Raw genomic sequence first — 13,996 nt, forward strand, 5'->3', positions numbered from 1 at the left:
AAAAGTCTGAAAGAATGCCGCCTTTTTGAAAAAAGGCGGCGCCCTGTTACTGCTGCTTGTACAGCAGGCGGGCGCGCAGCGTGCCCTTGAGTTCACGCAGGCGGTCAAGGATGCGGTTGTCCTTTTCCACATCGCGGCCGGTATCGGCCTCGACCACCACGTAGCCCAGTTCGCCCGCCGTCTGCAGGTACTGTGCGGTAATGTTGCAGGACTCGCTGGAGAATATCTCGTTAATCTGCAGCATGATGCCCGGCACGTTGCGGTGCACATGCATGAAGCGCGTGCCGTGCGGGTTTTCGGGCAGCTGCACGGTGGGGAAGTTCACCGCACCGAGCGTGGAGCCGATATCGGAGTATTCCACCAGCTTGCGGGCCACTTCCACGCCAATGCGCTCCTGTGCCTCCGCCGTGGAGCCACCGATATGCGGCGTCAGGATCACGTTATCCAGCCCGCGCAGCGGGGTTTCAAGCGGCTCGGCCGCCTGCTTGGGCTCCTTGGGGAACACGTCGATGGCAGCACCGAGCAGGTGGCCATCCTTCAGGGCCGCGGCCAGCGCATCAAGGTCCACCACGTTGCCGCGCGCGTTGTTGATGAGGAAGGAGCCCTTCTTCATCGCGCGGATCTGCGCCTCGCCAATCATGCCCGCGGTTTCGGGGGTCTGGGGCACGTGCAGGCTGACCACGTCGCTCTGGGCCAGAAGGGTTTCGAGCGTATCGACCGGCGTTGCGTTGCCATGCACCAGCTTGTCGATCACGTCATAATAGAACACGCGCATGCCAAAGGCCTCGGCCAGCACGGAAAGCTGCGAGCCGATCGAGCCATAGCCCACGATGCCCAGCGTCTTGCCGCGCACTTCCCAGCTATTGGTGGCGGATTTCTTCCAGATGCCCGCATTGCATTCTTCCGATTTGGGGAAGATGCGGCGCATCAGCATCACGATCTCGCCCATGACCAGTTCGGCCACCGAGCGGGTGTTGCTGTAGGGTGCGTTGAACACGGGAATACCGGCCTCACGCGCGGCGTCGAGATCGACCTGGTTGGTGCCGATGCAGAAGCAGCCGATGGCGATCAGGCGGTCGGCCTTCTCGATCACCTCGCGCGTGAGCTGCGTGCGCGAGCGGATGCCCACGATATGCACGCCTTCCAGCGCCTTCTGCAGGGCCTCGCCTTCCAGCGCCGTCTTGAGGCGGGTGACGTTCTCGTATCCGTTTTCCTTCAGCAGGTTGACGGCACTGTCATGAATGCCCTCAAGCAGCAGGATGCGGATCTTGTCCTTGGGAAGGGAAAGGTGGCCGGTGGATGGGCTGGTCATGTCGCGTGCTCCCGCTCTGAATACGGTCAAGAAGGTAGGTCGTCCCTATCCGATTGGCCGCGCCATCGCTAGGGGGGAAAGTTGAATTCGTGCCGTCAGCCCGCGCGCACGCCCGGCACGAGCAGGCCGCTCACATGCGGCAGGAGGCCAGCGTCACCAAGGGCAAGCACCGTGCCATCGCCATCGGCGCGCAGGGGCTGGCCCGCCCAGTCGGTCATGGCGCCGCCAGCCCCTTCCACAACCGGCACAAGGGCGGCCCAGTCCCATATCTTCATGGTGCATTCGGCAATGATGTCGATCTGCCCGAGTGCGAGCAGGCCGTAGGCGTAGCAGTCGCCACCCCAGCTTGTGCGCCGGACGGCTGCCGCCAGCGCGTCAAAACCGGGCTGGTGCGGAGCATCAAGGATTTCAGGCGCCGTGCAGGAGAGTTCGGCCTGCCCCACATCAGGGCAGGCCCGCGTGCGCGCCGCGCCGGGCAGGGTGGAGAGGAAACGCGTCGCCTCGCCCCGCAGGCCAATCCAGCGCTCGCCCGTGACCGGCTGGTCGATGATGCCAAGCACAGGCACATCGTCATGCAGCAGCGCGATGAGCGTGCCGAAGGTGGGCCGCCCGGTGAGGAAGGCGCGGGTGCCATCGATCGGGTCGATGACCCAGCGATACGGGCTCTCGCCGCCTTCAAGGCCGAATTCCTCGCCCATGATGCCAAAACCGGGCAGGCGCTCTGACACGACCGCCCGAATCGCACGCTCCGCCGTGCGGTCGGCAATGGTGACGGGGCTGGCATCGGCCTTGTCATGGGCCATGACCCCACGGCGGAAGAAGGGCAGCACCACGCTGCGCGCCACATCGGCGGCAGCGATGGCGGCTTCAAGCACCGCATCACGCGGGAACCCGGCGGGCAGGGCGCTCATCAGGGCGTCTCCGGCCTGAGCGAGCGCAGATAGGCGATCACGTCCGCACGGTCGGTTTCCGAGGCGATGCCGGGGAAGGACATCTTGGTGCCTGATGCGTAATCAGCAGGACCCTTGAGCCAGGCGGAAAGGGTGGCGTTGGTCCAGGTCTCGTCCTTGTGCGCCCTGAGCGCATCCGAGAAGTCATAGCCGGGAATATCACCCACATGCGTGCCGAACACGCCAAACAGGCCCGGCCCGATGATGGAAGGGCCATTTGGCGCCATGCTGTGGCACATGGCGCACTGCCTGTCGGCCAGGGCATGGCCCTTTTCCACGCTGGCCTTGGCAACCAGATCATCAATGGAGGCGCCCGGCGCAGGGGCCGCCGGGTGCGGTATGGCCACGCCAGCCTTCACGGGCAGGGGTTCGGGTACGGCCGTGTGGGCAATACCCCAGCTTGCGCCAAGCACCCCCACGGCAATGAGGCAGGCAACCCCGATCTGGTTAAGGCGTGTACTGTCCATGAAGTCGGGCGTCCTTCCCACGGTTGCATGTAAACCGCTCCTTACCTAGACTGCCGCGCGCCCTGTGTGAAGCATGCACGGGCGGCGGGCGGCCCGTGCCGCCGCGACAGATTACGGATGGCCCAGACCCAGACCCCATGAACCCTATTGTCCTGATTCCGGCCCGGATGGCCTCGACCCGTCTGCCGGGCAAACCGCTTGCCGATATCGCGGGCCAGCCCATGATCGTGCATGTGCTCAAGCGTGCGCAGGCTGCCTGCATCGGCCCGGTTGCCGTCGCCACCGCTGACCGCGCGATTGCCGATGTGGTGGAACACGCGGGCGGCACCGCCATCCTGACCGATCCGGACCTGCCCTCGGGCTCGGACCGTATCTGGCAGGCGCTCGGCGCGCTTGACCCGACCGGCAGGCATGACGCCATCATCAACCTGCAGGGCGACCTGCCGGGCATCGACCCCGCCTGCCTGCGCGCCGTGCTCTGCCCGCTGGCTGACAGCGCGGTGGATATCGCAACCCTTGTTGCCCCCGTGCGCGATGAGGCGGAAGCGAAAGCGGCCTCGGTGGTAAAAGTGGCCTGCGCCTTTGGCGGCGACGAGCCGGATGAAGTGGCGCGCGCGCTGTATTTTTCCCGCATGCCCATACCGTGGGGAGCCGGGCCGCTATGGCACCATGTGGGGCTGTACGCCTATCGCCGCGCGGCCCTCGCCCGTTTTGTCAGCCTGCCCGAAAGCGGGCTGGAACAGCGCGAAAAACTTGAGCAGCTCCGCGCGCTCGAAGCGGGCATGACCATTGGCTGCACCCGCGTGCCCGCAGCCCCCTTTGGCGTTGATACCCCCGCCGATCTTGAACGCGCGCGCCAGATACTGGGAGCCGTCGCATGAACGCAGAACGCATCATCGCCTTCCAGGGCCGCCCCGGCGCCTATTCCGACCTGGCCTGCCGCACCGCCCGGCCGGGCTGGACCACGCTGCCGTGCCAGACCTTTGCCCAGACCATTGCCGCCGTGCATGACGGGCAGGCCGAACTGGCCATGCTGGCCTGCGAGAACAGCCTTGCAGGCCGCGTGCCCGACATTCACGCCCTTCTGCCACAGGCGGGGCTGTTCATCGTGGGCGAGCATTTCCAGCGCGTGGAACATTGCCTGCTGGGCATTCCCGGCACAAAACTGAGTGATGCAAGGCGGCTGCACACCCATCCGGTCGCCATGGCGCAGGTGCGTGGCATCGTGACCGAGCTGGGGCTGGAGCCGGTTGTGGAGTTCGATACCGCGGGCGCTGCCGAGATGGTGCGCGACTGGGGCCGCAGGGAAGACGTGGCCGTGGCCTCCGAGCTGGCAGCCGAACTCAACGGGCTTGAAATTCTGCGCCGCAACGTGGAGGACGCCGCCCACAACACCACGCGCTTCTACATCGCATCGCGCCGGCCCGACACGCTGCCGCCGCCGGGCCCTGGTTTCATGACCACGCTGCTGTTCAGGGTCAACAACCAGCCCGGCGCGCTGTACAAGGCACTTGGCGGGCTGGCCACGACGGGCGTGAACCTGACGCGGCTGGAAAGCTACATGCTGGAAGGCTCGTTCTCGGCCACGCAGTTCCTGATGGACGTGGAGGGCCACCCCCAGGCACCCCCGCTGGCCGAGGCCCTGCGCGAGCTTTCATTCTTTTCGGAACGCCAGGAAATTCTGGGCGTCTATCCCGCATCCCCTTTCCGGCGGGAGGCGTGAGGGCAGGGCATGGCGGGCATATTTTGCCCCCCGTGCCGCATTGCCTGTATGATACCCTGCCTGCCCGCGCCGGGGCAGGGCAGAGCGCGTGAAAACAATGGTGCCGGACCTACCGGCGCATGCATAGCCAAGACACAGGATCCAGGTGGAAACAACCATGTTCAAGGGTTCCATGACCGCCCTTATTACCCCCATGAATACGGATGGGTCGCTTGACCTGCCTTCCATGGGCCGCTTCATCGACTGGCAGATCCAGCAGGGCACATCCGCACTGATACCGGTCGGCACCACGGGCGAAAGCCCGACACTGACGCATGATGAACATGCCAAAGTCGTTGAATTCACCATAAAATCCGCAGGCGGCCGGGTGCCGGTCATTGCCGGGGCCGGCTCGAACAGCACGGCCGAGGCCGTGGGCATGGCCCAGCAGGCGCAGAAGGCCGGGGCCTCGGCCGTGCTGGTGGTCACGCCCTATTACAACAAGCCCACGCAGGAAGGGGTGTACCGCCACTTCATGGCCGTGGCCGATGCCATCAGCATTCCCGTCATCCTGTATAATATCCCGGGCCGCTCGGTCATCGACATCTCGGTCGAGACCATGGCGCGCCTGGCGCTTCACCCCAACATCATCGGGGTCAAGGATTCCACGGGCGACCTGCTGCGCCCGCTGCTCGTGCGCCGCGCGGTGAAGAAGCCGTTCAACCAGATCTCGGGCGAGGACGGCACCGCGGTCTCGTTTCTGGCTGCCGGTGGCGATGGCTGCATCAGCGTCACCGCCAATGTTGCGCCCGCGCTCTGTGCTCAGGTGCAGCAGAGCTGGAATGATGGCGACGTCATGAATGCCATGGAACTGCAGGACCGGCTGCTGCCGCTGCATGATTCGCTGTTCTGCGAAAGCAATCCGGTGCCGGTCAAATTCGCTGCAAGCGTATTGGGGCTGATGGGCGAGACCTGCCGCCTGCCGCTGGCCCCGCTGGCCGATGCCAGCCGGGCAAAGGTGAAGGCAGCGCTCGATGCCGTTGGGCTGCTGGACTGAACCATGGCCAGCAAGAACAGAGGCAGCGGCATGATCTCGACCGGGATCGCCGCACAGAACCGCAAGGGCCGCTTCAACTACGCCATCCTTGAAACGGTGGAAGCGGGGCTGGTGCTCAAGGGGCCGGAAGTCAAAAGCCTGCGCATGGGGCGTGCCACCATCAACGAAGCCTATGCCGGTGAGCGTAACGGGGAGTTGTGGCTGATCAACAGCTACATCCCCGAATATCAGGGCGGCGTGCTGTCACGCTTTGAGCCACGTGCCCCGCGCAAGCTGCTCCTGCACAAGAAGCAGGTGGACAAGCTGCTTGGCGAGACCGCGCGCAACGGCGTGACCCTGGTGCCGCTGGACATCCACTTCAACAGCCGCGGCCTTGCCAAGCTGACGCTGGGCGTGGGCCAGGGCCGCAAGAAGGAAGACAAGCGCCACGCCATAGCCGATCGCGACTGGGCCCGCGACAAGGCCCGCCTGCTGCGCAACAAGGGCCGCGAAGATTAAAAAAACGGGCTGACAAAAAATCAGAAGTTTTTTGGTGAAGCTTTTTTCAGAAAGCTTCAACCTTTTGACACGCTCTGCATTTCGCAACGCCTCATCGGAACCAAGGCTGGAATACCAACAAAAACAGGGCCGTCCCTTATGGGATGGCCCTGTTTTTATTTATTCACCCACCCACGCCAGCCTTAAGCTGGCGTGGGGTAGGGGAAAGTATTCAGTCGACCGACAGGGCGGCTGCTTCGGGGCCTTTCTGGCCTTCAACAACCTGCACGTTTGCCGTCTGGCCTTCCGTCAGGCCGGACAGGCCCGAACGCTCAAGGGCAGAAGCGTGGACAAAGATGTCCTTGCCGCCATTCTCGGGCGTGATGAAGCCGAAGCCCTTGGTCGCGTTGTACCACTTGACCGTGCCGCGCATGTCCTGCGCATGCGACAGGTCAGGGGCAGGGCGACCGGAGCGCGAGAAGCCAGCGCGCGCACCGGGAGCGGCTGCGCCAAAGCCACCGCCACGGGGGCGCTCGGGCTGTGCCGTGCTCTCATCAACGGAAAGGACGCCGGCGACCTGGCGGCCCTTGGGGCCCTGACCGATCTGCACAACCAGCGTGGTGCCCGGCGCAACCGTGGCATGCCCGGTGGGGTTCAGGGCATTGGCGTGCAGGAACACGTCACCCGAACCATCGGACAGCTCAACGAAGCCGAAGCCCTTTTCGCTATTGAACCACTTTACAGTGGCGCTGATCTCCGGCCCGGATGCGACGATCTGGGGACCACCACCTCCACCACCAAAGGAGCGGCGCGGCGGCGGGGCGCCGCGATCACCAAATGAAGGCGACGACATGAAATCATCGTCAAACCCGCCGCGGCGCGGGGAGCGGGAGCTGCGGTCGGTCCTGTTACTTCTCAACGGTCGTAATCCCGAGGTCTAGGTGGCGGATGTTCCGTTGTGGAACACCACCGAATGAAAGCACGTTTGCAGGATGGGTTCTGGTCTGTCTGACCTTGGGCCGGGGTTTAGGCGGCGGCGGGCTCAGGAAAACTTTTTCCATCCTACGGTGACCCTAGCATAAATCGCATCGGCATCAACAACACCAAAGCATATTCCCGCCTTTGGTTGCCACACCAATTTTCATCCTGACCTGTTTGTGAGGGGCAGGAATGCAAAAAGGGAGGACGCAAAGATATAAATTAAATGCACAATTGTGCTTGATTTCTAGACGCAGTCGCACATTATCGACACATATCCCTGATATATTTGCCCCCCTTGCAGAGATAAGAAAAAACGCCATGCCCGATACACCACCCCCCCGGCGCGGTCGGGGCCGACCGCCCAAGACCGCCCGCGCACCCGAGGGTACACGCGCCATGCTGGTCCGCGCAGGCGTTGATTTATTGACAGAAAAAGGCTTTTCCGCCACCTGCGTGGATGACGTGCTGCACGCCACCGGCATCTCGAAAGGGTCGTTCTACTACTGCTTCAGCAGCAAGGAAGACTTCGGGCAGGTCCTGATCGAGGACTACGCCAGGTCTTTCAACGCCAGGCTGGACCTGTGGCTGCAGGAGCCAGATACGCCCCCGCTGCAGCGCCTGCTCAACTTCGTGCATGACGTGCGCGGCAGCATGCACAATCACGGTTTCCGCCGGGGCTGCCTGATCGGCAACCTGGGGCAGGAAATCGAAATGCTGCCCGATTCGTTCCATGGACTCCTGCTCACGATCCTGCACGGGTGGGAAAAGCGCGTGAGCGCCTGCCTGCTCGCAGGCTTCGGCACGCGGGCCACCGCCGGGCAGAAGCGCACCTGCATGCAGCTTGCCCGCTATTTCTGGATCGGGTGGGAAGGTGCCGTGCTGCGTGCCCGCATGGAGCATGCGCCCGAACCGCTGGACCTGTTCACCACGTTCTACATGGCGCAGGCAGCAGGGGCCCTGGGCGTCAAGCCGCCCGCGTGCCAGCCACCCGCTACCCCGCGCGTATCGCCCGCACAGCCTGCGCCCGGGCAAACAGTTCAAGCAACAAACTGACAGCCTGCCTGCGCCCGCGCAGGGCGGGGGGTGCCTTGTCCGGCGGGGTATCGACCAGCCTGCGGGCATCCTGTGCTGCAAGCCTGAGCAGCATGTCGACATGAAGCGGGCTGGCCAGCCGCAGGTCAGGCAGGCCGGACTGGCGCCTGCCGGTCAGATCGCCGCCGCCACGCAGGCGGAAATCCTCATCAGCGATAAGGAAGCCATCTTCCGTCTCGCGCAATAGCGCCAGCCTGCGCCGCGCGGTCTGGCCGAGCGCGCTGTCATGCAGCAGAAGACAATAGGATTCCGCCTGCCCACGCCCCACGCGCCCGCGCAACTGGTGCAGCTGCGCCAGGCCAAAGCGCTCGGCATGCTCGATCACCATCACCGTGGCATCAGGAATATCCACCCCTACCTCGATCACGGTAGTGGCGACAAGGATGCGCGTGCGCCCGGCGGCAAAATCGGCAATGGCCTGCTCGCGCAGGGCAATATCCTGCTGGCCGTGCGCCAGCCCCACGGCATCAGGCCCAAAATGGGCGGCAAGGGCATGATGCCGGGCCTCGGCTGCGGCAATGTCAACGGTTTCGCTCTCGCTCACCAGCGGGCACACCCAGAAAATGCGCGCCCCCCGCGCCAGCGCCCGCTCAAGCCCCGCCAGCAGGTCGTCCATGGCCGAGAGCGCATGCAGCGAGGTGCGCACCGGCTTACGGCCCGCGGGCTTTACATCCAGCCGGCTGACCAGCATGTCGCCCCACTGGGTCAGCAGCAGCGAGCGGGGGATGGGGGTGGCGGTCATGACCAGAACATCGGTCTGGTGGCCTTTCTCGCCCAGCATGGCGCGCTGCTCCACGCCAAAACGGTGCTGCTCGTCAATGACGGCCAGCGCCAGGTCATGAAACACCACGCTTTCCTGAAACAGGGCGTGGGTGCCGATCACCAGCCGGGCCGTGCCATCGGCAATGCGGGCCAGGGCCTCGCGCCGGGCCTTGCCTTTTACGCTGCCGCTAAGGAAGGCCACCGGCACGGGGGAGAGTTTTTCAAACGTGGCCAGATGCTGGCGGGCCAGAATTTCGGTCGGCGCCATCAGGGCCGCCTGGTGGCCAGCCTCAACCGCGCCCAGCATGGCCAGCAGCGCCACCAGCGTCTTGCCCGCGCCCACGTCACCCTGCAGCAGGCGCGTCATCTGGCGCGGGGCGGCAAGGTCGGCATCGATCTCGGCCAGCGTACGGGTCTGGGCCGTGGTAGGCTCATGGCCAAAGCGTGACAGCGCCACCGCGCGCAGGCTGCCATCACTCACGATGCTGCGTCCCGGCCGCAGGCGGTTGAGCCTGCGCGCCTGCGCCATGGCAACCTGCTGGGCCAGCAGGTCATCACATGCAAGCCGTGCCCGTGCCCGCTCGGACGCCCCTACCAGCGCCTCGCCCTCCATCAGGTCGGGGAAGTCAGATGGCCGGTGCAGCGTGCGCAGCGCCTGCTCGAAGCCGGGCCATTTGCGCTGCGCCAGCACGCTGGCATCCTGCCATTCCGGCAGGGCGGGAAACACCTCGAACGCCGCCCGGATGGCGCTGCGCACCTGGCTTGGAAACAGCCCCGCCGTAAGCGGCCAGACCGGGTCGAGCAGCGGAATTTCAGCAAGCCTGGCCTGCGGCACCAGATAGTCGGGGTGGGCCATGTTCAGCCGCTCCCCAAAGCGCTCCAGCGTGCCCGATACGGCAATGTTCTGCCCGGCCTCAAGCCTGCGCACCTGATGGGGGGAGAAGAACACCAGTTCTGCCTCCGCCGTGCCATCGCTCACCACCACGCGCCACGGCCGCTTGCCCCGGCCACCACCGGGGGCAGGGGGCACCACGCGCGTGATCGTGACCAGCAGCGTGCATACCCGCCCGGTTTCCGCCGCGCGCAGGGTAGGGCGGTAGCGCCGGTCCACTACCGATTCCGGCAGGTGGAACAGCAGGTCGATCACGCGCGCGCCCCCGGCCACCCGCGCCAGCAGCTTTGCTGTGGCCGGTTTCACGCCCTGCAGGCTTTCAATCCCCGCAAGCAGCGGGGCGAGAAGGGAATTGGCGGGCGGGGGTGGGGTATCGGACACGCGGCGGTTCATCCTGCGGGGTGGCATGCTTGTCATGCGGGCTGACATATGCCCGCATGAGGGCTATAGGACACCTGCGTTACGGAACAAAACACAACCATACAGGGGTGGAACGCAATGGAAGCCAGAACGCCTGATCTCTCCCGCCTCGATACGCGGCGGCGCAAGATCTATTACCGCGCGACGCATCGCGGCACGCATGAAACCGACGTGCTGATCGGCGGGTTCGTCGCCCCCCGGCTCGAGGGCATGACCGAGGCCGAACTCGACGCGCTTGAAGCGGTGATGGACCTGCCCGATGCCGACCTGGCCGACTGGCTGAGCGGCCGCCGCCCGGTGCCGCCTGAACTCAACACGCCCATGATGCAGCAGATCATGGCCGATGCCACCGATCCCGCCCGCCTTGCCGCAATCCGGGGCGGAAAATGAACGATACGGCAGGTTTCTCGCTCGCACCCGGCGCGCCCGTTCCCGTTTGGGGCGTGCCGGATGGGTATGACGCCTTCCTGCTCGCCCGCCGCCTGGGCGAGAACGAAGGCCCCGTGCTGCATGTGTGCCGTGATGATGCCTCCATGGCGCGCATTGCAGACCAGCTGGCCTTTGTCGCACCCGGGGCGGAAATCCTCCGCTTTCCGGGCTGGGACTGCCTGCCGTATGACCGTGTCTCCCCCAACCCCGCCATCATCGCGGAGCGGGTGGCAACCCTGACCCGCCTGCTGGAAAAGGCGACAACGCCGCGCATCGTGCTGACCACGGTGATGGGCGCCATCCAGCGCGTGGCCCCGCGCGCGGCCTTTGCGGGGCAGTCGATCACCATCAGGGCGGGCGAAAGCCTTGATGCGCCCTTCCTGATGGAACTGCTCATCGCCCATGGCTACAACCGCACCGATACGGTGATGGAGCAGGGCGAGTTCGCCACCCGTGGCGGCATTTTTGATATTTTCCCCGCAGGCGAGGCCGAGCCCGTGCGCCTCGACCTGTTTGGTGACGAGGTGGAAAACATCCGCCGCTTCGACCCCGGCACCCAGCGCTCGACGGCGAAGATCGACAGCCTGACCATGCGCCCGGTGGCCGATTTCAGCCTTGATCCCGCATCCATCTCGCGCTTTCGCACCGGCTGGCGTGACCTGTTTGGCCCGGCTGCCGCCAATGACCCGCTGTACCAGCACATATCGGATGGCAGGCGGCATGCGGGCATGGAGCACTGGCTGCCCCTGTTCCATGAACAGATGGAAACGCTGGTGGACTACCTGCCCGGTGTCACCATCTCGCTCGCCAACCAGGCCGAGGAGGTGCTGGCGACCCGGCTGGAAATGATCACCGATCATTACGACGCCCGCAAACAGCCCACGCGGGAAGGCGAGGTGCCCTACCGCCCGCTGCCGCCGCACCTGATGTATCTCGACCGCAAGGGCTGGGATGCGATGATTGCGGGCAGGAAGGCCGTGGTGTTCATGCCATTCGCCCAGCCCGATGGCGCGCCGGGCATGGATGCGGGCGGCAGGCCCGGCCAGATGTTTGCCAAGACCGTGACCGAGGGGCGCGAGAACGTCTTCCCCATGCTGCATGCGCGGGTTGAGGAATGGGCGCAGACCGGCAGGCGCGCCTATGTCACGGCCTGGACGCGCGGCTCGTGCGAGCGCATTGGCGTGCTGCTGCGCGAATACCGCCTGCCGGTGCAGACCTTTGCCACATGGAAAGAGGCGCAGAAGCTCAAGCCCGGCACGGTAGGGCTGCTGACGCTGGGGCTGGAGCGCGGGTTCGTTGCCGATAACTTCGCCTTCATTTCCGAGCAGGACCTGCTGGGCGAGCGGATCTCGCGCCCGCCCCGGCGGCGCAAGAAGGCGGACCAGTTCATATCCGAAGCCTCCGAGATCGCGGAAGGCGACCTGATCGTCCATCAGGATTACGGCATTGGCCGCTATGACGGGCTGGAGACCATTGGCGTAGGCACCGCGCCGCATGACTGCCTGCGCCTGATCTATGATGGCAACGAGAAGCTGTTCCTGCCCGTCGAGAACATTGAACTGCTCAGCCGCTTCGGCTCCGACCAGGCGCATGTGGCGCTCGACAAGCTTGGCGGCGTGTCGTGGCAGTCGCGCAAGGCGAAGATGAAGCAGCGCATCCGCGACATGGCGGGCGAACTCATCCGCACCGCAGCCGCACGCGCCCTGCGTGAAGCCCCGGCGCTGACGCCTGAAGAAGGGCTGTGGGATGAATTCTGCGCCCGCTTCCTCTTCATCGAGACCGAGGACCAGTCCCGCGCCATTGCCGATGTGCTCGACGACATGGCCTCAGGCAAGCCGATGGACCGGCTGGTATGTGGCGACGTGGGCTTTGGCAAGACCGAAGTGGCGCTACGCGCCGCCTTCGTTGCCGCCATGTCGGGCGCGCAGGTGGCGGTGGTGGTGCCGACTACGCTGCTGGCCCGCCAGCATTACCGCACGTTCTCCGCCCGCTTTGCGGGGCTTCCGGTCAATGTGGCGCAGCTTTCGCGCATGGTCACGGGCAAGGAAGCCACCGCCGTGCGCAAGGGCCTGGCCGATGGCACGGTCAATATCGTCATCGGCACCCACGCCCTGCTGGCCAAGACCGTGAAGTTTGCCGATCTTGGCCTGCTGATCGTGGATGAAGAGCAGCATTTTGGCGTGGCCCACAAGGAAAAGCTCAAGGCCCTGCGCGAGGACGTGCATGTGCTCACGCTTTCGGCCACGCCGCTGCCGCGCACGCTGCAACTGGCCCTGACCGGCGTGCGCGAGATGAGCCTGATCGCAACCCCGCCCACCGACCGGCTGGCGGTGCGCACCTTCATCATGCCGTTTGACAGTGTGGTGATCCGCGAGGCGATCCAGCGCGAGCGCTTCCGCGGCGGGCAGGTGTTCTGCGTGGTGCCGCGCATCGAGGACCTCGACCGCATGGCCACCCGCCTGCACGAGATCGTGCCCGACGCCCGGCTGGCGCAGGCCCATGGTCGCCTGACACCAACCGAGCTGGAACAGGTGATGACCGAGTTCAGCGATGGCAAATACGACATCCTGCTCTCCACCAATATCGTGGAAAGCGGGCTGGACATGCCCGCAGTCAACACGCTCATCATCCACCGTGCCGACATGTTTGGCCTGGGCCAGCTCTACCAGCTGCGCGGGCGCGTGGGGCGCGGCAAGCAGCGCGGCTATGCCTACCTGACCTGGCCGCAGACGCATGTGCTCTCGGCCGCAGCCCAGAAGCGGCTGGAAGTGATGCAGACGCTCGATACGCTGGGCGCGGGCTTTACGCTGGCCTCGCACGACCTTGACCTGCGCGGGGCGGGTAACCTGCTGGGTGATGAGCAGTCGGGTCATATCCGTGAAGTGGGCATCGAGCTGTACCAGCAGATGCTCGAGGATGCCGTGGCCGACCTGCGCACCGAGAAGGGACGGCGCAAGCTGCAGGACCGCGACTGGACGCCCAACATCATCCTTGGCCTGCCGGTGCTCATACCCGACAGCTACGTGACCGACCTGCCGGTGCGCCTTGGCCTGTACCGCCGCATCGCGGCCCTGGCCAATGATGCCGAGGTCGAGGCGATGGAAGCCGAACTGGTTGACCGCTTCGGCACGCTGCCCGATGAGGTGCGCAACCTGCTGGACGTGGTGACACTCAAGCGCCTGTGCCGCGAGGCGGGCGTGGAACGGCTGGAAGCAGGCCCCAAGGGCATGGTCATCCAGTTCCGGGGCAATACCTTCGCCAACCCGGCGGGGCTGGTGGCATGGATCGCCCGGCAGAAGGAAGCCAATGTACGCCTCCGGCCCGACCACAAGCTTGCGATCATACGCGAGATGACCAACGCCCAGCGCATTACGCAGGCCCGCAAGGTGCTCGGCGCGCTGGTGCGGATGGTGCATGAGGAGGCAGGCGTTTCGGCCTGAAAACGGGGTGCCTTT

12 protein-coding genes are annotated in these 13,996 nt (G+C 65.3%); 7 read left to right on the plus strand and 5 right to left on the minus strand.

All coding sequences use genetic code 11. The features are described 5' to 3' along the window. Positions 1-46 precede the first annotated feature (46 nt). From serA to DV027_RS05630, 3 genes are all read right to left on the minus strand, one after another. A complete protein-coding gene (serA, locus tag DV027_RS05620; RefSeq protein WP_130730926.1) occupies positions 47-1,312 on the minus strand; it encodes a phosphoglycerate dehydrogenase in 1,266 nt (421 codons plus the stop codon). A 95-nt stretch (positions 1,313-1,407) separates the two neighbouring features. Beyond that, positions 1,408-2,223, minus strand: a complete 816-nt coding sequence (locus DV027_RS05625) for an inositol monophosphatase family protein (RefSeq protein ID WP_130730927.1) — start codon at positions 2,221-2,223, stop codon at positions 1,408-1,410. Beyond that, a complete protein-coding gene (locus tag DV027_RS05630; protein ID WP_130730928.1) occupies positions 2,223-2,729 on the minus strand; it encodes a c-type cytochrome in 507 nt (168 codons plus the stop codon). Before DV027_RS05630 ends, DV027_RS05625 begins: the two co-directional genes overlap by 1 nt. Before the next feature lie 137 nt (positions 2,730-2,866). On the opposite strand from DV027_RS05630, the gene DV027_RS05635 reads away from it, so the two are divergent. The 4 genes from DV027_RS05635 (at position 2,867) to smpB (ending at position 5,986) form a co-directional block, all read left to right on the plus strand. Continuing rightward, positions 2,867-3,610 (plus strand): 3-deoxy-manno-octulosonate cytidylyltransferase, encoded by a 744-nt coding sequence (locus tag DV027_RS05635; protein ID WP_130730929.1) that lies wholly within the window; start codon positions 2,867-2,869, stop codon positions 3,608-3,610. Beyond that, a complete protein-coding gene (locus DV027_RS05640; RefSeq protein ID WP_130730930.1) occupies positions 3,607-4,452 on the plus strand; it encodes a prephenate dehydratase in 846 nt (281 codons plus the stop codon). Before DV027_RS05635 ends, DV027_RS05640 begins: the two co-directional genes overlap by 4 nt. 157 nt (positions 4,453-4,609) lie before the next feature. Next, a complete protein-coding gene (gene dapA, locus DV027_RS05645; RefSeq protein WP_130730931.1) occupies positions 4,610-5,488 on the plus strand; it encodes a 4-hydroxy-tetrahydrodipicolinate synthase in 879 nt (292 codons plus the stop codon). Positions 5,489-5,491: 3 nt separating this feature from the next. Beyond that, on the plus strand, positions 5,492-5,986 hold the full coding sequence (gene smpB / locus DV027_RS05650; protein WP_130730932.1) for an SsrA-binding protein SmpB: 495 nt from the start codon (positions 5,492-5,494) through the stop codon (positions 5,984-5,986). 211 nt (positions 5,987-6,197) lie between these two features. Here the strand turns inward: smpB and DV027_RS18045 are convergent, their stop codons facing one another. Continuing rightward, positions 6,198-6,884, minus strand: a complete 687-nt coding sequence (locus DV027_RS18045; RefSeq protein WP_130730933.1) for a cold-shock protein — start codon at positions 6,882-6,884, stop codon at positions 6,198-6,200. 380 nt (positions 6,885-7,264) lie between these two features. Here DV027_RS18045 and acuR point away from each other — a divergent pair, with 380 nt between their 5' ends. Then, positions 7,265-7,999, plus strand: coding sequence for an acrylate utilization transcriptional regulator AcuR (gene acuR, locus DV027_RS05660; RefSeq protein ID WP_242621747.1), 735 nt, complete (start codon positions 7,265-7,267; stop codon positions 7,997-7,999). On the opposite strand, the gene recG is transcribed toward acuR, so the two are convergent. Next, positions 7,938-10,085, minus strand: a complete 2,148-nt coding sequence (gene recG / locus DV027_RS05665) for an ATP-dependent DNA helicase RecG (protein WP_130731031.1) — start codon at positions 10,083-10,085, stop codon at positions 7,938-7,940. The genes acuR and recG overlap by 62 nt on opposite strands. 105 nt (positions 10,086-10,190) lie before the next feature. Between recG and DV027_RS05670 the strand changes: the two genes are divergently transcribed. Continuing rightward, the gene (locus tag DV027_RS05670; RefSeq protein WP_130730934.1) at positions 10,191-10,502 is read left to right on the plus strand and encodes a succinate dehydrogenase assembly factor 2; all 312 of its coding nucleotides are present in this window, start codon (positions 10,191-10,193) and stop codon (positions 10,500-10,502) included. Further along, entirely contained in the window at positions 10,499-13,981 is a 3,483-nt protein-coding gene (mfd, locus tag DV027_RS05675; RefSeq protein WP_130730935.1) for a transcription-repair coupling factor, read from the plus strand. Before DV027_RS05670 ends, mfd begins: the two co-directional genes overlap by 4 nt. Positions 13,982-13,996 lie beyond the last annotated feature (15 nt).

This window comes from Komagataeibacter xylinus (assembly GCF_004302915.1).
Classification (GTDB): Bacteria; Pseudomonadota; Alphaproteobacteria; order Acetobacterales; family Acetobacteraceae; genus Komagataeibacter; species Komagataeibacter xylinus_C.